The 26,176-nt window shown below is 41.4% G+C and carries 20 protein-coding genes; 8 read left to right on the top strand and 12 right to left on the bottom strand.

Features of this window, described 5'->3' with window-relative positions; genetic code table 11:
* Positions 1–30: 30 nt before the first annotated feature.
* From FTU77_RS09595 to FTU77_RS09585, 3 genes are all read right to left on the bottom strand, one after another.
* Entirely contained in the window at positions 31–3,447 is a 3,417-nt protein-coding gene (locus tag FTU77_RS09595; protein ID WP_180055661.1) for a type VI secretion system Vgr family protein, read from the bottom strand.
* Positions 3,448–3,683: 236 nt separating this feature from the next.
* Positions 3,684–5,498 carry a tetratricopeptide repeat protein gene (locus FTU77_RS09590; RefSeq protein ID WP_180055660.1) on the bottom strand — a complete coding sequence of 605 codons (1,815 nt, stop codon included), beginning with the start codon at positions 5,496–5,498 and terminating at the stop codon, positions 3,684–3,686.
* A gap of 115 nt (positions 5,499–5,613) precedes the next feature.
* On the bottom strand, positions 5,614–6,384 hold the full coding sequence (locus FTU77_RS09585; protein WP_180004537.1) for a ThiF family adenylyltransferase: 771 nt from the start codon (positions 6,382–6,384) through the stop codon (positions 5,614–5,616).
* A gap of 199 nt (positions 6,385–6,583) precedes the next feature.
* Here FTU77_RS09585 and FTU77_RS09580 point away from each other — a divergent pair, with 199 nt between their 5' ends.
* Positions 6,584–7,024, top strand: a complete 441-nt coding sequence (locus tag FTU77_RS09580) for a GNAT family N-acetyltransferase (RefSeq protein ID WP_180055659.1) — start codon at positions 6,584–6,586, stop codon at positions 7,022–7,024.
* Between the two features lie 56 nt (positions 7,025–7,080).
* Here FTU77_RS09580 and orn read toward each other — a convergent pair whose 3' ends face one another.
* Positions 7,081–7,638, bottom strand: coding sequence for an oligoribonuclease (orn, locus tag FTU77_RS09575; protein ID WP_067763591.1), 558 nt, complete (start codon positions 7,636–7,638; stop codon positions 7,081–7,083).
* A 125-nt stretch (positions 7,639–7,763) separates the two neighbouring features.
* On the opposite strand from orn, the gene rsgA reads away from it, so the two are divergent.
* The 4 genes from rsgA to secB all read left to right on the top strand — a co-directional run bounded on the left by rsgA (position 7,764) and on the right by secB (position 10,094).
* Entirely contained in the window at positions 7,764–8,822 is a 1,059-nt protein-coding gene (gene rsgA / locus FTU77_RS09570) for a ribosome small subunit-dependent GTPase A (protein ID WP_180055658.1), read from the top strand.
* Between the two features lie 93 nt (positions 8,823–8,915).
* On the top strand, positions 8,916–9,323 hold the full coding sequence (locus FTU77_RS09565) for a rhodanese-like domain-containing protein (protein WP_078189639.1): 408 nt from the start codon (positions 8,916–8,918) through the stop codon (positions 9,321–9,323).
* A 20-nt stretch (positions 9,324–9,343) separates the two neighbouring features.
* The gene (grxC, locus tag FTU77_RS09560) at positions 9,344–9,598 is read left to right on the top strand and encodes a glutaredoxin 3 (RefSeq protein WP_078189640.1); all 255 of its coding nucleotides are present in this window, start codon (positions 9,344–9,346) and stop codon (positions 9,596–9,598) included.
* Between the two features lie 40 nt (positions 9,599–9,638).
* Entirely contained in the window at positions 9,639–10,094 is a 456-nt protein-coding gene (gene secB, locus FTU77_RS09555; RefSeq protein ID WP_078189641.1) for a protein-export chaperone SecB, read from the top strand.
* Positions 10,095–10,245: 151 nt separating this feature from the next.
* On the opposite strand, the gene FTU77_RS09550 is transcribed toward secB, so the two are convergent.
* The 7 genes from FTU77_RS09550 to FTU77_RS09520 form a co-directional block, all read right to left on the bottom strand.
* Positions 10,246–11,052: an enoyl-ACP reductase gene (locus FTU77_RS09550; protein WP_180055657.1), complete on the bottom strand. Its 807-nt coding sequence runs from the start codon at positions 11,050–11,052 to the stop codon at positions 10,246–10,248.
* A 151-nt stretch (positions 11,053–11,203) separates the two neighbouring features.
* Positions 11,204–12,025, bottom strand: a complete 822-nt coding sequence (locus tag FTU77_RS09545) for a TatD family hydrolase (RefSeq protein WP_180055656.1) — start codon at positions 12,023–12,025, stop codon at positions 11,204–11,206.
* A gap of 8 nt (positions 12,026–12,033) precedes the next feature.
* Positions 12,034–12,990, bottom strand: a complete 957-nt coding sequence (locus FTU77_RS09540; protein WP_180055655.1) for an RsiV family protein — start codon at positions 12,988–12,990, stop codon at positions 12,034–12,036.
* A 74-nt stretch (positions 12,991–13,064) separates the two neighbouring features.
* Entirely contained in the window at positions 13,065–13,892 is an 828-nt protein-coding gene (locus FTU77_RS09535; protein ID WP_180055654.1) for a hypothetical protein, read from the bottom strand.
* A gap of 106 nt (positions 13,893–13,998) precedes the next feature.
* A complete protein-coding gene (locus FTU77_RS09530) occupies positions 13,999–15,591 on the bottom strand; it encodes a peptide chain release factor 3 (RefSeq protein ID WP_078189646.1) in 1,593 nt (530 codons plus the stop codon).
* A 240-nt stretch (positions 15,592–15,831) separates the two neighbouring features.
* Positions 15,832–17,898: an EAL domain-containing protein gene (locus FTU77_RS09525; RefSeq protein ID WP_180055653.1), complete on the bottom strand. Its 2,067-nt coding sequence runs from the start codon at positions 17,896–17,898 to the stop codon at positions 15,832–15,834.
* Positions 17,899–18,334: 436 nt separating this feature from the next.
* A complete protein-coding gene (locus FTU77_RS09520; RefSeq protein ID WP_180055652.1) occupies positions 18,335–20,545 on the bottom strand; it encodes a carboxy terminal-processing peptidase in 2,211 nt (736 codons plus the stop codon).
* Positions 20,546–20,745: 200 nt separating this feature from the next.
* Here FTU77_RS09520 and nagZ point away from each other — a divergent pair, with 200 nt between their 5' ends.
* A complete protein-coding gene (gene nagZ, locus FTU77_RS09515) occupies positions 20,746–21,768 on the top strand; it encodes a beta-N-acetylhexosaminidase (RefSeq protein ID WP_180055651.1) in 1,023 nt (340 codons plus the stop codon).
* 130 nt (positions 21,769–21,898) lie between these two features.
* Positions 21,899–22,768 (top strand): class I SAM-dependent methyltransferase, encoded by an 870-nt coding sequence (locus FTU77_RS09510; protein WP_180021060.1) that lies wholly within the window; start codon positions 21,899–21,901, stop codon positions 22,766–22,768.
* A 28-nt stretch (positions 22,769–22,796) separates the two neighbouring features.
* Here the strand turns inward: FTU77_RS09510 and FTU77_RS09505 are convergent, their stop codons facing one another.
* Complete coding sequence (locus tag FTU77_RS09505) at positions 22,797–24,125, bottom strand: alpha/beta fold hydrolase (protein ID WP_180055650.1); 1,329 nt, start codon at positions 24,123–24,125, stop codon at positions 22,797–22,799.
* Between the two features lie 303 nt (positions 24,126–24,428).
* On the opposite strand from FTU77_RS09505, the gene FTU77_RS09500 reads away from it, so the two are divergent.
* Entirely contained in the window at positions 24,429–25,694 is a 1,266-nt protein-coding gene (locus tag FTU77_RS09500; protein ID WP_168378406.1) for a glutamate-5-semialdehyde dehydrogenase, read from the top strand.
* The last annotated feature ends 482 nt before the right edge of the window (positions 25,695–26,176 follow it).

The following is a 26,176-nucleotide window of genomic DNA, read 5'->3' as shown; positions in this document are numbered from 1 at the left end:
AACTGTGTTTGACGCTAGCTTTAGCAAACGCTAACCATTGTTCTTTTTCGGTCGTGTAGTTTCGCTATAAGTGAGATAAGGGCTTGAATATTGCTTCCTATCTACCCAATCATCGTCACTAGTAAGGACTGGTATCGCTTGTGCTGGTGCCGCTTCTGCTACTTTTATTTCAGGCACTTTAGGCACCGCGACTGGTGCAGCTGTCACATTCGCGGGCGTTGCAGAGCCTTCTCGAATGGTTTCTGTATAGGTCAATGCGCGTGTGGAATAAGAAATTTTACGGCCCACAATGTCCTTATCAATGGTTGCTTGTGAGTTCTGAACTGCGGCAGCAGTTGACCCAGAAACGATGCCGTTACTCATTCCACTTCCACCTAATACACTGGATAAGCCTTGTGCCCCCTGACCCAAACTTGCCATTTGTGAAGCAGAAATCCCCAAGTTGAGTTTCGATGAAATTGCAGATAGTGCAGAGTTGGTGACTTGGTCTTTAAATTGATTTAACGCTTGTCCACCAACATCTTTTAATGCATTTTTTCCTATATTTTTTAAAGAATCTGCATTTAAATTGAATAAGTTATCTTTAAGCTGTGAAGTTAAATTTTGCCCCAACGACCCGAGTGCATTCTGAATCAAGTCTGAAGCTCCCGGTACAACGTTTTCTGCCCATTGATAGTCACGCTTAAAATGACTCGCTGAATCCCAAGCACTTCGAGGATCTTTGTCAAACTCAACTTTAGCCGGTCCTGGTGCAATACCCGTTACTTGAGCAAAGCCATTGTCGTCTAATTTTCCTGTAACTTGCTTGCCCAAAGCATCAATGACTTTAAAACCAGTGCCACTAAAGAAATCTTGACCACCATAACTTTTAAGAAGCTCTAAGGCCCCTTTCATTGGATTTGAAGCCGGCAGCTGTGCAGATTTGCTTGCACTCGCTGCAGGTTTAAATAGATGCTGCCCTGCATTTACTTCAAATTTACCGCCTGTCTTAGCAAAAATTCCCGAGCCATTTAACGTAATTTGGGAGGAAGCTCCTGTGATCACAATCTCTTTAGGACTGCTAATCTCTATTTTGTCCTCAGTAGAAGAAATCGTAATTCCTTTTTTTGCCAAAATATCCAAAGCATCAGACTGTGCCTGAATTTCGACTTTACTTTGCGCTGCTATTGCTTTAATGCCACCTTGAGCTGCAAATAAGCTAACCTTACCTAAAGCTTGTCCCACAATATTTTTTTGCGTACTCAGGTTAATGCTATCACCGGCAATTTGGTTGATCATGCCTGTTGCTGATAAATGAATATCCTCTGGTGTACTAAGTGCAATACCATCCACTGAGTTAAGTAAAAGAATGGCTTTTTTAAATTTAGCGATATCTTTTTCTATTTCACTGGCAAAAGCTTTTAGCTGTTCAACAGATTCAATTTCATCTGTTTTTTGTTGCTTTGCAATATCACTTAAAGACTTACTATTACTATGACTCGTCTCCAGCTGTGTTCTTGCAATCTCTGCATCTAAATGTTCACCATTGGCCTTTTCCTGTTTATAAGTCGACACCAACAAACCTTGTCCAGCTCGTACTGCCCCCCATTGATCGGTCCGCAGCTCAAAACCTTCACCCCGATCTTCACTTTCTGCTTTATCTTTTGGATGACTGAGCTTACCGAGGTTCAGTTGGCTCGCACCATGACTACTTTGCAGCTGGGTACTAATTTGCCCCGTGGTGTCATCAAAGCGTAATTGACCAAATCCCTCTCCCGCCACTTCTTTGGAACGAATCCCTGCTAGCTTTTTGGTATCTGGTAATTGTCCTTTATTGTCAAATTTAGTAGGACTACGCTGCGCTTCATGAATACGACCCACGACAAATGGTCGGTCAATGTTGCCATCAAAGAAATCAACGACAACTATTTCACCAATTCGAGGTAAGAAACGTGCGCCATAACCTTCGCCGGCCCAAGGCGTCAGTACATCGACCCAAGCCGAGTCTGTGTCATTATTATTCGCACCTGCACCGCCATCATGGCCATGATCATCGGAACGGGTAAATAGGAAACGAACTTTTATCCGTCCCCATTCATCAACATGGATTTCTTCACCGGCAGGACCCACAACTTTGGCACGTTGGGGATGTGTTACTGGTCGATGTGTAAGTGGATTAAATTCAGGAACGGTCGTAATATTTCGACGTTGCAAAGCCAAGGTATTGGCTTGGCGTTCATCCGCATCGCTTTGTTTGACTTGCCACTGACTTTGATGGATTAACTGTGTAACTTGATCGGTTAAGTCTTTGGGTAAATTATTTTGGTTATAAAAAGACTTAGATAAAATCAAAAACTCTTGATCGGCACCACGATGTTGGTCAATCTCTGGATGCTCATCCAATTTGAACCAATAACCAACTTGTGTATCACGCACGGTACTTTTAGCAATAAATTGTTTGGCTTGAGCCGCATAATAATCACTAAAATTTTGATTGAGACGTTCAACTTGAGCACTATTAGAGGCAGTTGCAGCATCTTCACCATTCAGATCTTGCATCCATGCAGGGCTCACATGCCATGCCTGCTCTAAGCTTAAGCTCGCATTATCTTGATTTTGACTATGTAGATGCTTGCTTTGTACTGCACCACCACCCTCGTCCTGTTCAAGCACATCCGCTTGCCATCGTTGCACATGTACCGACGTCGGTTGCAGACTGCGCTGACCGATAAAACTGGTCATACTGTCATTTTTTTCAGTTGCACTACTGCGATGAAAACGGATATTACGTCGCTCCAAAGCTTGATATTGGCTATTTTCATCAATCAAACGTAGCTTTTGAGCTGCTATGGGTGTCGCAGACGATGTTACAAAAGATTGAGCTTCATCGACCAACCAATGAATGCCTTCACTGCGTAGTAAGCGGGTAATAAAATCATAGTCGGTTTCATTACTTTGCATCATGAATGGTCGAACGTCATACTCTTTTTTTAAGCCACTTAAGTCCAAACTTAAGCTCGCTGCAAAAAGTGGGCTCTTTTTTTGCCATTCCTTAAAAATAATCTCGACCACATCTTTGACCGATTTATTCATAAACACGCGGCTATTACGACGCTTATGCCATAGTGCCGTTGCATCTTCTAAGGTCAACTTATATAGCGTTAATGCACCATCACTTTGGCCTTGAAATGCTTCTGTAATGATCCCGGTAATACGAAAAAGTTGCCCCGCATCGGTCACCTGATCGATTGCGACTTGCGTGCCAATAAATTGTTTCAGTTCGAGCGTGGCAGAAGTTGAGAGACAGATGAGCTGAACATTCAAACCTTCACTTAAGGCATGTTCCCCATCAATACGTTGCAAGAATACTTGTTCATTCAGCGTGGTATTGGAAAATTGAATGTGCAAAGCACGTTTTTGTGGACTAATGCCCAATTTTTCAATTGCAGAATATATATTGTTCAGCATCGTTATTATCTAAAATCAGATTTTTATAAAATATGCGGGGTATTTAATCAAAAAAACTCATATTTTTCTAGGCATAAACTGCCTGCTTTGTTGGGTTTTATGTAAGTAAAAATTCAAATTTCCACATTAATTCTTTATGTTATTTTTACTCTATTTATTTCTGCATTAAAAAAATATAGAGACCATCAAACTAAACTTCAGGTCTCTTCATACCACCTTACTGCCTTGCATCAATATTAATTGGTATTTAAAAATGCGTGAATATTCTCCAATTGTTCTTGTGCTTCGACATAGCCTTGCAAGGCCGCTTTTTCCAAATATTGCTGTGCAATTTTAAGATCACGCTCTACGCCCATGCCATGAATATATAAATAGCCCAATCGCGTTAACGCCGCAGCATTCATCCCCTGAGCAGCTTGTGCATAATAACTATGTGCCTGAGTTAAATCTTGCTGCACACCCAAACCATGTTCTGACATTTCACCAAGCTGGTACAAGGCAGTCACATTTCCTAATCCCGCCGCTTGCGAGAAATACTGCAACGCTTGTTGGAAATCTTGTGTTCCCCATTGTCCTTTTAAATTAACTAGACCTAGTTGCGTAAGTGCATCAGGATGGCCTAATTTCGCCGCCTTCAACAATGCTCGCTGGGTTTGAGCTTCATCAAACTGTACATCAGGCAAGATATTGTCCACGGCTAAACGGTAGAGATACCAAGCAGCATCCTGCGAACCTTGTTCTGCGGCTTTTTCGAGATAACTCAAACACTGATCACGATGTGCTAATGGATACTCTGGCAATGCATAAAAACGCCCAATCACATAATTCTGATCGGCGACACAAGTAATGGACATATCATTTAAATGCCTAGCAGCTTCAATTAAAAGTTGCTGTGCTTGCTTGATATTTCGCTCAACACCGACCCCATGTAGGTAGCATAGTGCCAAACCGACTTGGTTAATGAATAATGGTTTGAATTGATACGCTGTTTGATATAACTCAAATGCTTTTTGTGGATCATCACTAACCAAATACTTTTCAAAATACAGCGCTGCAATAAGACTAATTGCATCAGCATCTTTAAGTTGAGCAGCTTCGGTCAGAAAGCGAAAACCTAAAGTTTCCTGCTTCTCCAAGTACCAACCATGAAAATGTGCAATGCCTAATAATCGGCTGGCTGCTGCAACTTTGTGCTCTTTGGCCTGCTGCAAAAGATCATGATAAACCCGCTGACGCTGATCGACGTCGATTTTACCCATCAATACTGCTTGATAATATTCATACAACTGCTGCTGGTGCCCGAGTAGCAATCCTCGCTTTAAATATTGCAATGACTTTTCATCATTTTGCGCAAGATACTTTCCTTGTGCATAGAATTGCTGCAATTGCTGAATAGCCGCCATATGGTCTTGTTGGGCAGCTTTCAGTAAATATTCCAATCCCAGAGCAATATTTGGCGTGGCTTGTTTTAAATAGAACTGTGCCAATTGATACTGTGAATTGGCATGTCCATTGTCCGCATTTTTTTGCAACAAATCTAAATGTTGCTGCTCGGCATGTGTCTGATCTTCTGGGTTTAGTTCGGCGAGTCGATATTGTGCATCCAAATGACCGCGTGAAATCGCATGTCGATACCAATATTGCGCTTTTTCAATATTGGGCACACCGCCATAGATACCTTCTTCAACTTGCCCCAACACATATGCAGCATCATCACTACCTAAACTATTGGCTTTTTCCAATAAAGCCAGCGCATTTTCCACACTGACTTCTCTGCCTAAGCCTTGTAAATGCATCTGCCCCATAGCGACATAGGCCTGCGGAATTTCATGCTGTTTGGCCAAATTTTGATACAACTCATAGGCACGCGCATAGTCGGTTGGTGCATCAAGCATTAAACGTTCTGCAAATTTCAGCTGTGCATCTAATTGGTCTATCCACAAGTCATGCCCAACCGCTTTAGCCTGATCGCGTTTAACTGGATCGGGTCTTTTCCACATCCAAAACGCAAGTGCTCCCATCCCCAAAATTAGTATCAGTAAAAACCACATACTCGCCCCAAAAAAATCAATATTTTAATTATTCCAACATTGTGTCTGATTTTAATTCTATATACAAAAAAAGCACCGAATTCGGTGCTTTATTTTTTTCAAAATGAGATAGCTGTCATGCTTTTGCTCGTTTTGCATCAAGTTTTTTGAGCACCTCTGACACAGCCACCATCGCAAAGCTGGACGTCACGACTACTGCTGAACCATATCCACCACAACGTAAGCCTGCACTTGGACAAACATCAGCACTGGAAAATGGATTATCAATCGAATAAACACAGGTAATCCCAAACTTTTCTTTCGGCTTTTTACAAATGCCTTTGCCGCGTAATTGTGTGCGCAATTTGGCTAACATCGGGTCTTGCTCTGTTCTTGATAAATCTGCGACTCGGATTTTCAGCGGATCAAGTTTACCCCCTGCTCCACCGGAAACGATCAACGGAATTTTATTAAAACGGCAATGTAGCATTAAGGCAAATTTGGCCTTCACATCATCAATACAATCTAAAATTAGGTCAGGAGCACCTGCCAAAATTTCTTTGACATTTTCGGGTGTGAGATAATCATCAATCAAATTTATTTTGATTCGGGGATTGATCGCACGGCATCGCTCTGCCATCACTTCAATTTTTTCATGTCCCAATGTCGTGCTCATGGCAGGCAATTGTCGATTAATATTCGATGCAGCAACCACATCCATATCGACCAAGGTCAGCTCACCAATACCAGTACGCGCTAAAGCTTCGACCGCCCATGAGCCTACACCACCAATCCCTATCACCATGACATGACTTTTTTCATAATGATGAAAACTTTCATCACTATATATTTTGGCTACGCCAGCAAAACGGCGGTCATATTCATCATCTTGGAGCAGTTCAGTCATAGGTTTGGAGGCAGTGTTAAATCAGCCGCCATTTTAGCAAATTCACTGCTTTTTTTCTTTGATAAAACACAATTCAGCAGTCAGCGCAACAGAGCGGCATTCGCATCAGGTCTAAATCCATCAAAATAAACATTTACAGTGAACGGAGGTCTGCTTTAAAAAGTATAACCATAGATCAAAAACTCAAGTGTGTATTGCCATGGACATCCATCCTCTGCCAAATAATTTAAAAATTACCGATGACAAAAATGAAATGGATTTAGACACCGTGCATCGTTTTTTAAGCCATACCTATTGGTCAAAAGATATTCCAAAACATGTGGTGAAAAAAGCGATTGAAAACTCTTTGGCCGTGGCCTTACTTCTCGATAATGAAATCATCGGTTTTGGTCGTGCCATTACGGATTATGCAACTTTTGCTTATTTAGCCGATATTTATGTCGCCGATGAGCATCGAGGCAAAGGCTATTCAAAATTAATTGTGAGTACTTTATTTGAAAAATGTGGCGCCGCAGATCTAAGACGCATGTTACTTGCAACGGCGGATGCACATGGTTTATATCGTCAATTTGGCTTCACTGATTTGGCTCAGCCTGCAAGTTTTCTCGAGATTCATCAAGCCAACATCTATCAACGATAGAGAAAATATCTTGGATAAAAAAAAGAGGCTTTCGCCTCTTTTTCGATCTTACAACCTTAGTCTTTATTCATAATAAAGAAATATTCACGGTAGTATTTAAGCTCTGCAATCGAGTCACGGATATCATCCATTGCTAAATGCGAGGCATTTTTCTTCAAGCCACCCATAATCTCTGGGCGCCAGCGTTTCGCCAATTCTTTCACTGATGATACATCGAGATTACGGTAGTGGAAGTATTGTTCCATTTCAGGCATTAAACGATGCAAGAAACGACGATCTTGGCAAATTGAGTTACCACACATTGGTGATGATTTTGGATTCACCCATTTTTTCAAAAATTCTAAAGTTTGCTGTTCAGCATCTTGTGCTGTCAATTTACTACGACGTACACGTTCGATTAGGCCTGATTGACCATGTTGGCGAGTATTCCATTCATCCATTGCATTGAGCACACGGTCAGACTGATGTACCGCAAGCACAGGCCCTTCCGCCAGAATATTTAAATTATCATCCGTCACAATTGTTGCAACTTCAATAATCTGGTCGTTATCTGTATCTAGACCTGTCATTTCAAGGTCAATCCAAATCAGGCGTGTATCAGGTGTGCTGCTCATAAATGTGCAATCTTATTAGGCTGTAAAAATGAACATAGTAGCAAATTTATTGGGCTTGCGCTGTAAATAGACCCTGCTTTCATGCTATTTTTGCCATCTAGTTTTCACGGTTTTTTAGGATATGAATGGCTTTAATTCGTAAGCGCCGACTGACTGAACAGCAGCAACGTCGCATTCAGAAGCAACATAAATCTCGTCAGGAAGAAATCGATACTTCTGCAGATTTGGAAGGCTTGGTCGTCCAACATTATGGTCGTCAACTTGAAGTTCAAGCGCTGTCTACACCCGACCAACATCCTGAAAAACCCATTGTGCAAGCTGGTGAACCTGAACCACATTGGAAACCCATCGAATTAGGCAGTGTTTGGCGCTGCCATACCCGTACCAATCTCGAATTATTGGTGACGGGTGACCGTGTCAAATGGCAAGCTGACCCGATCACAGGTTTAGGGATTATTACCGCGATTCATCCACGCCAATCTTTACTGACACGCCCTGACCGTTATCACAAAGTGAAACCTGTCGCAGCCAATGTCAGCCTGATTGTGATTGTATTTGCACCGCTTCCTGAGCCAGCACCTGGCCTGATTGACCGCTATTTGGTGGCCTGTGCAGATGCTGATATTCCAGCCTTATTGGTCTTAAATAAATCAGACTTACTTAAAGACAACGATCCGATCTTAACGCTATTACAAGAATATCGTGACTTGAGCTATGAGGTCATGCAAACCCAATCCGATGGTGACTTAAGCGCACTTTCTGCTCGACTTTCTGGTGAAACTGTCGCATTTGTAGGTCAGTCTGGGGTTGGTAAAAGTACTTTAATTAATGCCATTGTTCCGGATGCTGCGCAAAAAACCAATATTATTTCGGAAAACTCCGCGCTCGGTCAGCACACCACCACCTCTACGCGCTTAATTGCGTTTGGTGAAGGTTCTGCATTGATTGATTCACCAGGAATCCGTGAATTTGGTTTATGGCACCTAGAATTGGAAAAAGTTCAACAAGGTTTCCCTGAGATCGAGTCACATTTGGGCTATTGCCAGTTCCGTAACTGTACGCATAAACATGAAAAGCAATGTGCGCTTAGAATGGCGGCTCAAAATGGCGAAATTTTACCGCGCCGATTAGACAGTTATTTACGTCTGATCGACGAAATCACGGAAGCGCAGCAAAAAAATTAATTTTTATTCTGTTCATGCCCTTGAAGGGGTGATTTTGATCACCATATTTATGGGCTATACTCTTGGCAATTTAAAATTGTAGTTAGGTGAATTGTGGAACGTTGGTTCGAATTTATGGGGAATCACCCCTTCTTATTTGGAACGCTGGCTGTATTGGTCGTGCTGTTCTTTATTCTTGAAGGCCAGCGTAATGGTCGCAAAATTTCACCTCAATCTTTAGGGATTTTAGTTAAAGCTAAAAATGCTCAATTGATTGACTTACGTGATGCGAAAGACTTCCGCGAAGGTCATATTAGCGGTAGCCGTAATATTCCATATAGCCAAATTACAAAACATATTGAAGAGTTAAAAACTTCTGATCGCCCGTTGGTTTTTGTATGTAACCTTGGTCAAGTGGCAGGTTCTGCATTGCAACAAGTCGGTCATGCAGATGCATACCGTTTAGACGGCGGCATTAGCAACTGGAAAGCTCAAGGCTTACCTCTAGTTAAAAGCAAATAAGCGCTTCTTAGGAGATTAACATGGCTGAAGTTACGATTTATTCAACAACTGTATGTCCTTACTGCATTCGTGCAAAACAGCTCCTAGAGCGTAAAGGCGTGGCTTATAAAGAAATTAATTTATCAAATGAAGCGCCTGAAGTACGTGTTGAATTGATGCAACGCACCAACCACCGTACCGTTCCTCAAATTTTTATTAATGATCAGTTTATTGGCGGTTTTGACCAACTTTATGCTTTAGAGCGTGAAGGCAAACTCGACGGCATGCTATCTTAATTTTAAACATAAATCGTCACCTCATATTAAGGAATAAACAATGAGTGAAGAACAACAAGCTCAACCACAATTGGCATTAGAGCGTATTTATACTAAAGATATTTCTTTCGAAGTACCTGGGGCTCAAGTATTTACTAAAGAATGGCAGCCTGAACTAAATATCAACCTTTCTTCTTCTGCAGAAAAAGTTGATCCAACACACTTCGAAGTTTCACTGAAAGTTGTCGTTCAAGCGAACAATGCGGGTGACACTGCATTTATCGTTGACGTTACTCAAGCAGGTATCTTCCTGATCGATAGCGTTGAAGAAGAACGTCTTCCTTACATTCTTGGTGCTTACTGCCCAAATATCTTGTTCCCATTCCTACGTGAAGCTGTGAACGATATGGTTACTAAAGGCAGCTTCCCACAATTATTGCTTACACCAATTAACTTCGATGCTGAATTCGAAGCGAATTTGCAACGTGCGCAAACTGCTGCTGAAGGCCAAGCTTAATTACTTGATCTCAGATATAAAAAAGACCGCTTTTAGCGGTCTTTTTTATTGCCTTTTAGCTTCCCCCTTTACTAAAAAAGGGGAATGAGGGGGATTTACTTCTACTTAACAAAATCCCTCCCACCCTCCCTTTTTAAAAGGGAGGAGCAAATTACTCAGCATCCATCATTAAGTCAGCGCTCATACCTACAGTATTAAAGCCAGCATCAACATACAGAATTTCACCTGTGATACCATTTGCCCAAGGTGAGCAAAGGAACAATGCTGCATTACCGACATCTTCAATGGTGACATTGCGTTTAAGCGGTGCGACTTTTTCATTTAGATCTAACATTTTACGGAAAGATTTAATCCCTGAAGCCGCTAAGGTACGAATCGGACCTGCTGAAATCGCATTTACACGAATACCTTCAGCGCCAAGACTTGTTGCCAAATAACGTACGCCTGCTTCTAGTGACGCTTTTGCCATACCCATAACGTTATAGTTTGGCATTACGCGTTCAGAACCTTGGTAAGTCAGCGTCAATAAGCAACCTTGACGTGCAGCCAATAAAGGTTTTGCCGCACGAGCCATCGCAATAAAGCTATATGCGCTGATGTCGTGAGCAATTTTAAAACCTTCACGGTCGGTAATATCAGTGAAATCGCCATCTAAAGTATGTGCCGGTGCAAAACCAATTGAATGCACAACACCATCTAGACCATCCCAATGTTTAGCAAGTTCAGCAAAAGCGGTATCAATTTCAGCGTCCACTGCTACATCACATGGGAAAACTAAAGTTGAACCAAATTGTTCAGCAAAATCATCTACACGTTTTTTTAATTTTTCGTTTGGATAAGTAAAAGCCAGTTCTGCACCTTCGCGATGTAAAGCTTGCGCAATACCAAATGCGATTGATAACTTACTTGCAATACCCGCGATTAAAAAGCGTTTGCCAGCCAATAGTCCTTGTGCCATGTGAAACTCACTCAAAATAATTTAACAGCATAATGCCAAGTCTAAAGCATTTTAGAAATTGCATAATGCGCCTTTTTTTAGAAAACCATCATTGCATGCACGATGCGAATGAAACTAGATTCAATCAAACAGCGTCAATATTTATTGGCCCTTAAGCGTCCAGATGCAATGCTTGTAATGAATTAGTCCATAAGATCTGTGCAATCTCAGATTCAGTACGGTTTAAGCTCTGAGCTAGCCCCTGCAAGACATAGGGCAAATTGACCGGCGTATTGCGAGTACGCCCTTCCGTTGAATGCTGACAACATAAGGGTGTCATATCTGGACAGTCAGTTTCTAAGACCAAATGATCTACACCCAAAGTCTGAACCACTTGATGTAATTTTTTTGCATTGGGATTGGTGATTTGCCCCGTTACACCAATTTTAAAACCTAGCTTGGTAAATGCCTTCGCTTCTTCAACACCACCACTAAATGCATGTGCAATACCACCGAGCTTAAATTGATGCTTTTTCAACATCGAAAGCACCTCCGCATGGGATTTACGAATATGCAGCAATATTGGTTTATCAAACTGCTGTGCTAATTCAAGTTGTGCGGAAAAATACTGCTGCTGCTTTTGAAAAAGTTCAGGCTGTTTATGCTGTTTCAAAAAAGTATCTAAACCTATCTCACCGACAGCAACACAATCATGCTGCTTTAGCATCTGTTCCACGTCGAGCAAATGTTCTGCACGATGTTGCTCAATATAAAACGGATGTAAGCCGGGAGCTAAATAGCTTGTTGGAACATTCGATAAACGAGCTAAAAACTCTTGAGTATGCAGCAAATCTTGAAAACGTGATTGTACAAAACCAATTAATACCAAAGCATCGACACCCGCCTGTTTTGCAGCATACGCCAACTGTTCCCGATCAGCATCAAAATCGGGAACATCAAAATGCGTATGCGTATCAAACAGTGAGTAAGTCATTGAACTAATTAATTTGCTTTTGCGGCTGAGGCTTCAACAGCTTCAACTGGAGGTAGATATTGCTTTTTCAATACACTTTGCAATTGATCATAGGGAATGGTCAAGCGAGGTAAACCCACCACATACGGCCCAATTTCATATTCGGCATATTGCAAAATTAAACCTTGCTGACTCAGATAAAAATTATCAGACAGTTTAAATTTCCAAATCTGTTCGTATTCTTGAATATTGTCTGCCAACTTGGCATCTTTCACCCAAGTTTTAAAGACTTCATAGCCCCGCTTTTCAAGCTCTGCACGTTGATTAGGCAATAATATGTCATTGAGCTGCACCAATTTTTGAGCGCTTAAATCAAAGTTATAATATTGCTGTGCAGAAGAACCATGCGCTCCACCTAAATATGAACTGGTATTTAAAACCACTGTTGCCAAGGGTTTTTCAGCATTCAATATTTTAGGTTTAATCATCAAACTGATTTGCTGATTGGCACTTAAAGATTTCAATTCTTTATCTAAATTTAAGAACGCTTGCATGTAAGGCTGCGTGGCTTTTTCCAATTTTAATTTGGGCGTTTCAACCTTTGCCAAAGCAGATTTTGCTTCAGACGCTGCAGGAACTTCACTTGCAGCGGGAGCATCAGTACTCAGCGTTTTATCTTCTAAAGGCGATACAGATAGAATTTCACCTAACTGTTTTAGAATTTCCGCATCAATAAAGTCATCAATAAAGGCTTGATTACTGTTTAAGCGTTCAACTGAAATTTCAGGACAGACCCCGCCATCACATTCAGGTAAATTCAGTTGTAATTTTTCCGCATCACCAATCAGTTTTGCACTCAAATCTGGCTGTTCAGTTTTTGCTTGATCTGGCTTTTTTTCAGGTTCAGCTTGTTGTGGCTGACACGCCGTGAATGCAACAGAAACTGCCAATATTGAGCTTGCCCAAATTTTATTTTTTTGCACCATTGCTTCAACCTTTCATTTCGAATAATTGATATTTATTTTGGTAAATATCTTATCAAATTAAATACTTTCGTTGATTAGAACATATGCTGATAAACGTCAGCTTTCAATACTTGTTGTGTTTGCGCTTTGCTGAGATAAATATCCAATTGTTTACCATCTTTGACAATTTCATCTGTACGATAATGCAAACCAACGCCTTCTTGATCAAAGAACCAATTTGCTTGGCCCCAATAGAGTTTTTTCGGTGCCGATTTTTTGACATCTACCTCTTGTTCATCTAACCATTTGCTATAGGCTTGCTGCACAATAGCATCCATATTTTGCTGTTGCTTTGCATCAATAATATCTAAAGGTTTAAGATTCTTTTTCGCACGACGGTCTGCCACAAAAAAATAATACCGCTCTTTGACCGTGATATTTTCCTGCTTGGTATCAACACCGATTTGCAGCAACACATATTGATTCCGTTGATAAGGAACTCGTGTGTACATGGCCAATTCGTAGGCTTTATTGGTTTTAAACTCTGCCTGCCAAGCATCTGATTTTTTCACATACGCATCGACGGCTTGTTGGAGATTCATATTCTGCTTTAGTGCAATCTGATCTTGTACGACGCTGGCCTGATTTTTTTCAATCCAACCATTCAACCACGTATCTACGGTCTGAATGGTTTGTATCTCTAAATCAATACAACTTTTATTTTCACAAAACGGTTTGGCAATTTTTGCGGCTTGCTCTTGGATATTTAAATAGGGCAAAACATCTGGATTGATTACGGTCGCTTCAGAAGCGCCATCATCGGCCGGCTTTGTCGCTTTATTTTCTTTTCCTGAATCGCATGCACTGAGCAGCAAAACACTCCCCAAAAGTACAAAAACTGTAGCATCCTTGAATATTTTCATGATGTCCTAAACGACCAAATGATTGCGGAATGTATGGATTTAAAAACTCTACCACAAAATAAAACAGCTTCACGAAGAAGCTGTTTTATTTCTGTAAAAGAATAACTTAGTGTTCACGTGTATTACGGAACACGATATCCGGATAACGTTCTTGCATTAACTGTAAATTCACACGACTTGGTGCAAGATAAGTTAAATGACCACCGCCATCGACAGACAATTGGTCGTGTGCTTTTTTCTTAAATTCGTTGAATTTTTTCTCGTCATCACACGATACCCAACGTACGGTATTGATGCTTACAGGCTCGTAAATACAATCAACTTTGTATTCTTCTTTCAGACGATAAGCCACGACTTCAAACTGAAGTACACCCACAGCACCCACGATTAAGTCATTACTGTTTTGTGGCATAAAGACCTGAGTTGCACCTTCTTCTGAAAGTTCTTTTAAGCCTTTTTGTAGCTGTTTTGACTTCAATGGATCTTTTAAACGCACGCGACGGAACATTTCAGGTGCGAAGTGAGGAATACCGGTAAAGTGTAAATCTTCACCTGAAGTGAAGGTATCACCGATCTGAATCGTACCATGGTTATGCAAACCGATAATGTCACCCGGCCATGCTTCTTCAAGATGTTGACGGTCACCGGCAAGGAACGTTAAGGCATCACTAATACGTACATCTTTACCTAGACGCACATGTTTCATTTTTAAGCCTTTTTCATACTTACCTGAACAGATACGCATGAATGCAATACGGTCACGATGTTTTGGATCCATATTGGCTTGAATTTTAAAGACGAAACCTGTGAAGCCTTCTTCAGTCGCTTCAACTTTGCGGTCTTGAGTCGGATGTGCTTTAGGTTCAGGCGCATATTGACTAAATGCATCCAGAACATGGTCTACACCAAAGTTACCGAGTGCCGTACCAAACAAGACTGGCGTTTGGCGACCTGCCAAAAATTCATCACGGTCTAAAGGCTCATTGGCCATTTGAACCAACTCCAATGATTCTTCAAATGCGGCCCAAGCGAGATCGCCGACTTTTTCACGCAAATCTGCATAGTCATAGCCATCACGGACTTCAATATCCGTAATGGTTGAACCGAAACCTGCCTTATAAACGTAGAATTTTTCTTCGAGTAGGTTAAATACACCGGCAAAGTCACGACCTGTACCCAGTGGCCAAGTAATCGGAACACATTTAATTTTTAATACGTTTTCGATTTCATCAAGCAGTTCTAATGGCTCACGAATTTCACGGTCCATTTTGTTGACGAATGAAATAATCGGCGTGTCGCGCATACGACACACTTCCATCAATTTGATCGTACGATCTTCGACACCTTTTGCACCATCAATCACCATAAGCGCAGAGTCAACAGCGGTTAATGTACGGTAAGTATCTTCAGAAAAGTCTTCATGCCCTGGGGTGTCGAGCAAGTTAATCATCTTGTCTTTAAACGGGAACTGCATAACAGAGGTGGTGATCGAAATCCCACGTTCTTTTTCCATTTCCATCCAGTCAGACGTTGCCGCACGATCAGATTTACGGCTTTTTACCATACCTGCAACCTGAATCGCCTGTCCCCATAACAACAGTTTTTCTGTCATTGTGGTTTTACCGGCATCGGGGTGGGAAATAATAGCGAAAGTACGTCGCTGAGCGACCTGTGTCGCTAATTCTTCTTTAAAACTCATGAAAGACACCTACTGCAAAACTCGCAGTGCAAAAGATCAGATCTGATCAATATGGAAAATTGGCGATATTGTATCAGATTGACCATTAAAAATAATCAACCACATCGGGTTGAGTCAAAATCTTAGCGTGGTGTGTCTTGATGTTTTACATTGGATGACGACCTGTTTTTATCGACGATATAAAGCATTTCTCTGTCTTTTTTTCTCACTCATTGGCAATGCGATCAGACTACGAGGACTTTATTCAACTTTCATTTTCATGCGTTCTTCAAGCTGTGCCACTGGCATCGGCATTCCTAACAAATATCCTTGCAACTGTTGGCAACCTAAACGTTTTAAAATTTCTGCTTGTTGTTCTGTCTCTACACCTTCTGCAGTGACCGTTAAACCCAGTCGAATTGCCAAGTGAATAATACTTTCTAAAATAATTTCTTCTTTAGAGCCGACGCTCAAATTGCGGATAAACTCACGGTCAATTTTCAGTTCATCTACAGGCAGTTCTTTTAAATACAAGAAACTTGAATGTCCCGTACCAAAGTCATCAATCGCAACTTTAATTCCCATCTTTCTCAAATGTTCAAAAGTCAAGATACTGGCATCGATATGATGCATCGCTGTTGACTCGGTAATTTCAATAATTAAATTTGATGGGTTAATTTCATACCTTGCAAAAAGCGACTCTAAGGTACTAAATAAATGTTTATGCTCAAACTGAATCGCTGATAAATTGACCGCAATCGGATACAGCGGCATGTTCAGCTTTTCCCAGTGCTGAATTTGCTTACAGGCTTCTTCAAGCGCCCAATAGCCCATGGCAATAATTAGTCCTGTTTTTTCCGCGCCATTAATGAACTTATTTGGCGTCAGCATACCTAAGGTTGGATGATTCCAACGAATTAAGGCCTCAACCCCACAAATTTCAAGATCAGTGGCATTAAATTTTGGCTGATAAAACAAGCTAAACTGCTGTTCTTCTACCGCTTTATATAAATCATTGATCAGTTTCGTCTGACTTTTTTCTTCAAATTGGTCGGCAGTATAATTAAAAAACGAATAGGTATTACGCCCCTGATACTTCGAACTCAGCATTGCAGTGTCTGCATTGATCAGCAGATCTTGCAAGTTCGCACCATGTTCAGGGTACATCGCAATACCAATACTGCCTGAAATATTGATTTCCTTGCCTGCAATCAAGAAGCTTTCTTGCATCAATTCCAATATTTTTTCAGACATTGCTGTGGCAGAGTCATTGCTTGCCGACTCGAGCACAATCAGAAATTCATCGCCACCGATTCGTAGCAATTTGGCTTGATCATCGATTAAACGGTGAATACGCGTAGCAATTTGAATCAGCAGTTGATCACCGACATGGTGTCCAAACACATCATTGACCGCTTTAAAACGGTCAATATCAATATAAATAAAAGCAATTTTATCTTGTCTTAAACGATGCTCTGTAAATAGGAAATGTGCATATTCAGCCAAAAACAGTCGATTAGGTAAACGAGTCAAATTGTCCTGTACCGCTTGATTGGCCAGTTCTCGATTTGCGCGCATCAACTGCAAACTGCGATGCTCTAAACGTTGCTCTAGTACTGCAACGCTAAAGGCTGCCATCAACAATAAACTGGTGACAAATAAGACAATAAACAGCAATAAATTGTGATTAATTTGAGCCGCGACCAATACATCCATCGAGTTTAGCGGTACAAAATCTACAGCCGCCATTCCTATATAATGCATAGCGACAATGCTAAAAGTCAGCATGACTGCAACAAAGGCATTCATGATGTTACGTTTAGACGAATACTTATTTTTAAATGTCAACCAAAATGCTAAACCTGAACCACAAATCGCGACCAAAATTGAACAGATAACAATTAAAGGTTCGTAGCGTTGTTCATAGCCCTGAACGGCTAAACTCAGCATGCCGGTATAATGCATGCCGGAAATGCCAAGTCCCATTAACACGGAGCCTAAAATTAAACGCGGAAAAGGTAAGGTCGGACGAGTGGTCAGCCACACTGCAAAAGTGGACGCAACAAAGGCGATAAAATAGGAAGTTAGAGTCAGACTGGTATCAAAACTATGATTTGAAGGCAAATGGCTGGCCATCATACCTACAAAATGCATGCACCAAATCGCAGCACCTAAAATTGCGCCGCTGAATAATAAAATGACATTTTCATATCTTGGTCGTGTTCCACGAAACAACATTTGTTCGAGTGAAACCGCTAAGTAACAACTTAATAATGCAACTACGATTGAACCAACGACCAGATTGTAATCATAATGAATATGGGTCATATCAAGCGTTCCGCTTAGGTTATCGTGGCACTTTCTTTAACCGAATTACCCAATCTATCTCTTCCCTTTAACTTGTTACGTTTTCAATTACTTACTTATTTTCCCTTAGAATCTATTAGTCTACGATAATGGTCAAGTCTTTCTTTCAAGATTTTAAGCAACTGATTAATTTAAAAAAAGAAAGCTTGATGAAGTTCACTAAAACTTAAACTTTTGATAAAAAATGCATCAGGTGGTTTTTATTTTAGAACAGTTTCTAACCATAATAAAATGAATAAGTTAGAATCATTTATAGATTGCTTTCTAGATTTAAATCGAACACCGCCCTACTCACAAAAAAATAGCGAGCCGTAGCTCGCTATTTCTCAATGGATAAATTCATCTTTTCTGTCAAAAACTCAAGCAATCATCTCAATGTTATTTATGGATGAATTACTTACTTTTTGGCTGTTGTTGTATGCGTTTTGCCTTGTAATTTGGCATAGTCCATTAGCACGTTTGCTGCTTCCGTCACAAAGACTTCTTCTTCAGGCAGTGCTGGACGCTGGTTTGCCTTCATTTTTGCACGTGCCTCCACCAATGCATCCATAGACGCTTGGTAGCTTTCCCAGTTGGCATAAGGTTTTTGACCCACCACTTTACGACGCTGATTTTCAGCATCCAAAGACTTTTGCTCTAGTGCCAACAGCTCGGCTTTACGCTTCGCTAAGTCAAGCACCACACGCTTTTGCTCTTCTGTCTTTTTCGCAATCGCAGTACGTTGTTCTAAATATTTAAATTGCGGATCAATGCTGACACGTTGCTGAGATGACTTAATCAAATCGGGAACATAGGCTTGGATCGAGCCTTCACGTTTAAACGGTGCGGTTGGAATAGTATCCCACTGTAAAGCATTTTTCGATTTACGCTCACCAAACTCTTCATTGTAAATATCGACCAGCTTAATATCCGGTACGACCCCTTTATTTTGGGTACTGCCGCCCGTCACTCGGTAAAATTTACGTTGCGTTAAGGTTGCTTGACCATAGGCTAAAGAGTCAAGTTGTACCTGCGCTGTTCCTTTACCCGTTGTGGTACTACCAATCACCACACCACGCTCATAGTCTTGAATCGCAGCAGAATAAATTTCACTCGCAGAAGCCGAAGCCAAATTAATCAATACCGCCAATGGGCCTGCATAAGTTTGCGCGCCACCATCATCATCTTCAAACACGCTGACATTGCCATTACCATCACGGATTTGCACCACTGGACCTGATTTAATCACTTGTCCAAGCATACGTGCCACTTCTTCAAGTGAGCCGCCTGGGTTGTTACGCAAGTCAATGATGATGCCTTCAACATTTTGCGCATCTAATGTTTTTAAGGCTTTATTGGTATCTTCCGACACAGAACGGTAGTCTGTACCCGCACGACGTGCACGATAATTTAAATAAAACGATGGAATTTCAATCACACCAAACTTATGTTTTTTGCCATCACGTTCAATTTCAACGGTACGTGAACGCACGCCTGCATCTTCTTCTTGAATTACATCACGTACAATCGTGACATTTCGCGCTTGATTCATGGACGCACCAGCACCCAATAAACGTAAAGTCACTTTGGTGCCACGTTTACCACGAATCAGTCCGACAATTTCATTGCTCGGCCAGCCGATCACGTCCACCATTTTGTCGCCATCTTGAGCAACACCAACGATGCGATCGCCCGACTTGACTTGCCCTGACTTACTGGCTGGACCACCTTCCACGATCGTTTCAATTTTGGTGTAGTCTTCGTTACCACGTTCAGGACGAATCGACACCCCAATCCCTTCCAATTGCAACGTGGTTTGACGGTTCAATTCCATCGCATCTACAGGCGGAAAATAGTTACTGTGCGGATCATACGTCAGCATCATGGCATTCAGAGTTTTATCAAGCACATCATCGCTTTTTAAACGACTAATCCGCTCTAACTGACGTGTATAACGCTTGGTTAAAGTCTGTACAGGTGTTAAGTCTTCAGGACCTGTTAAGTCTTGACCATTTGCCAGTGTTGGGTCATCTTTCAACGCTTTTTGTTTGGCTTTCTCTTCTTCTTTGCTGATGGTTAAATTGATCAGCTGAGAGACCAACATTTTATTCCAATGCGCACGCTGCTCTTCTGTCGATTTAAAGAATGGTGCTTTTTCACGATCAGTTTCGATGTAGTTATTCGGTTGATTTAAATTCTGTGGCTTTTTCAGCTCTTCCAACATATAGGTGTAGAACTGTTTTAAGCGCTCACGATATTGCGCATGAATCGCATACGGCCCTGTTAAATTGCCCGCTTTGAGATTTGCACCAAAAGTTGAACCATAACGTTTTTTATAATTTTCAATATCCGATGCCAAGAACAACGTATGTTCAGCGTCTAAACTATCAATATAAAAATCTAAAATACGGTTAGAGGTATTGGCATCTAAACGCTGATTTAAATAGTGTTGACGGTCTACCAATGTTGCAAGCTGACGTGAGACCAAGGCTTGCTCTTGTGTGGGCTGAATGGTACCCGCGCTCACTGCTTCTGTATTATTGGCAGCAATTGCGTCATTCACCACATGAGTGAAAAAGAATCCACCTGTCGCAATCGCAACGGCACAAGCTAATGTTTGAAGTTTCATAAATAATTTGTACTTCCTTGGTATTAAGACCAATATTACCGTGTTGGTTTTCGACCTGAATTGAATAGATTCAAAATCTTAAACAACTTAATATGTTTATGTCGTGTAGTTTTATCATATTCTCTGCTGACAAAGTGTAGCAAATCATTGCAGAATTCAGGTATTGTTTTTCCTTAAAAATTCCAACACGGACACCGAATATGATTGGCGCATTAATGCTCGACATTGCTGGCACAGAACTTACCCAAGAAGATATTGAACTATTACAGGCACCACAAGTTGGCGGCATGATTTTATTTGGTCGTAACATTGAATCTCCTGAACAAGTTCGTGCCCTAACCGACCATATGCGTCAAATTCGTCCTGATATTTTAATTGCGGTCGATCAGGAAGGTGGTCGTGTACAACGCTTAAAACAAGGCTTCACACTCCTACCAGCTATGGGTAAGTTTGGAGAACTTTACTTAACTGAACCTGAAAAAGCTGTTGAACTGGCTGAACAATGTGGCTGGTTGATGGCAGCTGAAGTCCTTGCGGTCGGCATCGATTTTAGTTTTGCACCAGTGCTGGACCTAAATGATGTTAGTGATGTGATTGGTGACCGTAGTTTTGCCAAAAATATGCAAGATATCATTCCACTGGCAAGTGCTTTCTTAAAAGGTATGAAACGTGCAGGAATGGCATCTACAGGTAAGCATTTCCCAGGCCACGGTTCAGTGAAAGCAGACTCACACGTCGCTGCTGCTATTGACCATCGTAGTTATGAAGAGATCTACCAAAAAGACATGCAAAGCTTTATTCAACTGCAACCACAGCTTGATGCCTTAATGCCTGCGCATGTGATTTATGAAAATATTGATCCTAATCCTGCTGGATTTTCACCGTATTGGATTCAGAAAGTCTTACGTCAAGAGCTCCAATTTGATGGCGTTTTATTCTCCGATGATTTAAGCATGCAAGCCGCTTGTGTCGCTGGCGGCGCAGATGCTCGTATGCAAGCAGCATTAAATGCAGGTTGTGATATGGGCCTTGTATGTAATAACCGTGAATCTGCATGCATTGCGCTGGATGGCATTCAAAACTTGGCTCTCCCAAATCAAGAACGCCTAGAACGTATGCGCGGTAAAATCCCACAGATTGAGATTGGACAAAGCATTGAACTCGGGGCGGACTGGCAAAACGTGCGTAACCGTATTGTGGATTTTAAAAATCAATATTGCTAATCCAAGACTTTCAAAATTCTAGAAAATGGAGCACGACAAGGTGCTCCTTTTTGATTTATGATGAAGACAAAATAAGTGCTTCGGCGCTATACAAAAATTGCCAATAAAAACAACATTAGGTCAGGACGACATGACACAAAGTTTATCGGAACATCGACACATTTCCTTTACTGCACATTACACCGGCTATATTTGGTACAGCATGGGGATTTCGCATCCCGTTTTTGCCACACGTAAAGGCAAATTTTTAGCACGTTTAGTCCATCCTTTAGAAAGCTGGGCAGAAAAGAATGTGGGCGGTAGCATGCGCTCGACGCTCAAACAGCGCCATGCCATGATCGATCAACATTTAGATCAACTCATTGCCCAACACCCTCAGCTACAAGTCCTTGAAATTGCCTGTGGCCTCTCCCCGCGCGGTTGGAATTTTCGCACCAAACATCCTGAAATTGACTATCGTGAACTCGACTTGCCAGATATGGCAAAAATCAAAACACAGGCACTCAAACAGATTGACCCGCATGCCCCCGAGGTCTTAACTGGCGACATTTTCACACAAGATTTTGAACGTATTTTTCAGAGTTTCAACCCTGAACGTCCTTTGGTGGTGATTAGTGAAGGGCTAATTAATTATTTTGATCAAACGCTACTGAATAAGTTATTGCAAGGGATCACCGAATATGGCGCCTCGTTTCAGGAATTACATTATCTGACCGACATCTATCCAGAACCCGTTAAAAACCGTTTAGCACGTTTTATTTGGGCCAGTAGTAAATTACTCAAAGTCATGTCTCGCAGCGCTTTTACTTTTCATTTTCAATCCCCTGCTGAATTACAGCAGTTTTTCACCCATACAGGATTTGAAGAAGTAAAAGTCGTTCAGCCGGCCTTATACTTTCCACAACAGCAACATGAACAAGTGATTCCTTTCCACGATGCAGAGCAGCACTGTGGCGATTTGGTTTGGATGGTCCATGCCAAAACAAAAAAACAGCGCTAAAGCGCTGTTTTTTTTAGTTGTTCATGTTTTAACTGACGGCTTCTAATAACAATACATCTTCTTTTTGGCGTTGTACAAAGCGTAATAAGCGCTCTGCCAACTCAAAACTACCATGCTTAAACAAAGCGCGAACCTGTGTATCCACAACGTCAAAGATGAGACATTCAATTTTAAACTCACCTTCTTCGTCTTCTAGATGTAAAGCCAAATCTCGTGGATATGCGTGCATGGAGTCCAACATTTCAGCCTGCACATTCAACAACACACCAAAATAATTTAAATCCATAATTTGAGTATCAACCACAAGGTCTGAATGGCGATGAGATAAATGCGTGAATGGCTGTTGTACACTTACACGCGCTTCGCCACGGCGTTCAATATTTTGCATTTGCTCACGGCTCATTGGAATGATCCCTTCCAACTGCTGAATAGACTCACCGCGTAGATAAGTTGCAAACAAATTCATGGTTTCCTTACGGCGTTGCAACTGCGGTAAATGATCCGCATTGGCAATCATAGCAAATTGCATATTCGGACATTGCAATGCAAAGCCCGCATTTTCATGTGGCAAAGTAAAACTGTCGTACTGCCCGCATGACACCAATACATCACACTGTGGAATCGGCACGTCTTGCAAACGCAGCAAACGATTACAGTTAATGTCATAACGCTCTTGTTCGGTATTGGTGAATTCAGCCATTTGTCTAAAGAACAAACGCTTCGCTGTCGGTGACATCCGCGTCACATCCAGTTTGGCATGATTGACCAAATACAAAATCACCGCTTGACCAAATTCATCCATGCGCTGTTCTTTCATTAAGTGCAAGGATTCTTCAAGCAACATGCGCCAGCTCTTGCGCGTTTTTTGCATCACGCCCATTAAAATCATGCGATCAATCAATTCAGGACGTTGATCGGCCAGACCTGCTGCCACCACTGAACCTAGTGACATCCCCATCACGGATACTTTTTCTAGCCCGACGATATCCAACCAAACGCCCAACATCTGCGCCAGATCACCCAACTCTAAAGTCCCTGCCGACACCGAAGTATCGACATTGGTAATTTGCTGGTTTGAGCCCATGGAGGGTAAATCAATTAAAATAATTGGGCCTGCCGCAAATAATTGTTCGACACAATATTTGTAGGAATTAAAGTTTTGAAATGCCCCACCAATAATAACAATCGGGGTGCGATGAATCGTTTCAGGTTGTGCAATGGCCATATATTCGACCTTCCAGCCATCAATCCATGTCGTTCTGGCAGGCTGTTTAAAGCTTTGCTTGTCATATAGATCGAAAAAACTGTAATGCGTACTTTCCTGTACGGTGGGATCCATTTGGATAATGGAATTCATATTCCTTTCCTCCATTCCTGCCTTATTTTTATTGTCAGGAATTCATTTAGAGACTCTGCTCGACTTAGCGTCCTGCTCTTTAATCGTTATTTGTACGACTTCAATGTCGCTATTGTTTCATTCTATACAGAGGTTCATTTTACAAGCAACTGATATCCCCGCCGCTTATCTACTTTTGTTCTAAAAACAATTTCAAAATGTTAATTCTGGTCAGCAAGTACAGTCGAATATGCACTTAAGTGCTTCATTGTTCAGTCACAGGCTGTTAATATCGAGTTGAAATTTCTAAGTGATCAAACCGCTATGCAAGAGTCTATTGAACAATACATGCAAACGGTAGGACAGCAAGCACGCACAGCATCACGTGTGCTCGCAGGGGCTTCTACCCAGACTAAAAATAATGCCTTATCAGCAATTTATACTGCTTTACAAAACAGTGAAACTGCAATTTTGGCAGCTAACCAAGTGGATATGACCAAAGCGCATAACAACAACTTGGATAGTGCTCTACTTGATCGCTTAGAACTTACCCCCACACGCTTTAAAGGCATGCTCCAAGGTCTAAAAGATGTAATCGCACTCACTGACCCGATTGGCGAAATTACCGATATGGCCTTTCGTCCGACAGGTATTCAGCTGGGCAAAATGCGCGTGCCGCTAGGTGTTGTCGGCATGATTTACGAATCTCGCCCCAATGTAACGCTTGAAGCCGCATCTTTAGCGCTTAAATCAGGTAACGCGATTATTTTACGTGGTGGTTCTGAAGCTTTGGAATCTAACCAAGCAATTGCAGCAGCGATTCAACATGGCTTAACTGCTGCAGGTGTACCTGAGCATGCCGTTCAAGTGCTTAATACCCCAGACCGTGCTGCGGTTGGCCAATTAATTACTATGCCTGAATATGTCGATGTGATCGTACCTCGTGGTGGTAAAGGCTTAATTGAGCGTATTACCAATGAAGCACGTGTGCCGGTCATCAAACATCTTGATGGTAACTGCCATGTTTTTGTGGAAGCTCAGGCTAATTTGCAAAAAGCATTACCTATTGCGCTCAATGCCAAAACACACCGTTATGGCGTATGTAATGCCATGGAAACCTTACTTGTCGATGAAAATGTCGCTGAAGAGTTTTTACCACGCATTGCTGAACTTTATGCGGAGAAAAAAGTTGAACTTCGTGGCTGTGCTGAAACGCAGCGCATTTTGGGTGAATCGATTGTTCCTGCAACTGAAGAAGATTGGTATACCGAATACTTAGGCCCGATTTTGGCAGTGAAAGTCGTTACTGGCTTAGATGAAGCGATTGAGCACATCAACAAATATGGCTCACACCATACCGACTCGATCATTACCGAAAACTTTAGTCTGGCTCGTCAGTTCTTGGCGCGTGTAGATTCGAGTTCAGTGATGATCAATGCCTCGACGCGTTTTGCAGATGGTTTTGAATATGGTCTTGGTGCTGAGATCGGCATTTCAACCGATAAAATCCATGCACGCGGACCAGTCGGCCTAGAAGGTCTGACTTCTCAAAAATGGATTGTGTTTGGTGATGGTCAAATTCGTCAATAACACTAAATAAGATAATGAAAGCTGTGCTTTTCTGAGTAAAGGTGCAGCTTTTTTATGGCGATTTAAAAAATTAGACCCAGGGTTCACATATTGAAATATAAGCCTGCAAACACACAGGATATAGAATCGAAAACAGATTTTTTGACAATTAAATACTTAAGAAGAATGAGAAAAGTTAAATTTACCTGCTTTTTTGCAACAATTTGAGGATTACAGCGCAGCGAACGCATGTTATGTTCTATGTATATCCCTTAAATCGTATAAATTTTGAGGACTATTTTATTAATAAATGAAAACTATGAACTGATAAATTTTAATTATTATTGTGCTCAGGGTCGATAGTGCTTAAGTCTAATCTCCTAAAGTCTATCTAGGACGATAAAAAAACCCATGATAAAACATCATCACAGATCTAAATTGTATCAATCAATACAACTGCAATCAGATCAATATTATGGATAAGTATTTCAATTAGAATTCGG

It is taken from the genome of Acinetobacter sp. YH12142 (assembly GCF_013418435.1).
Classification (GTDB): Bacteria; Pseudomonadota; Gammaproteobacteria; order Pseudomonadales; family Moraxellaceae; genus Acinetobacter; species Acinetobacter amyesii.
Note: the sequence above shows the minus strand (reverse complement) of the source record. Positions and strands in the feature narration are given on the sequence as shown.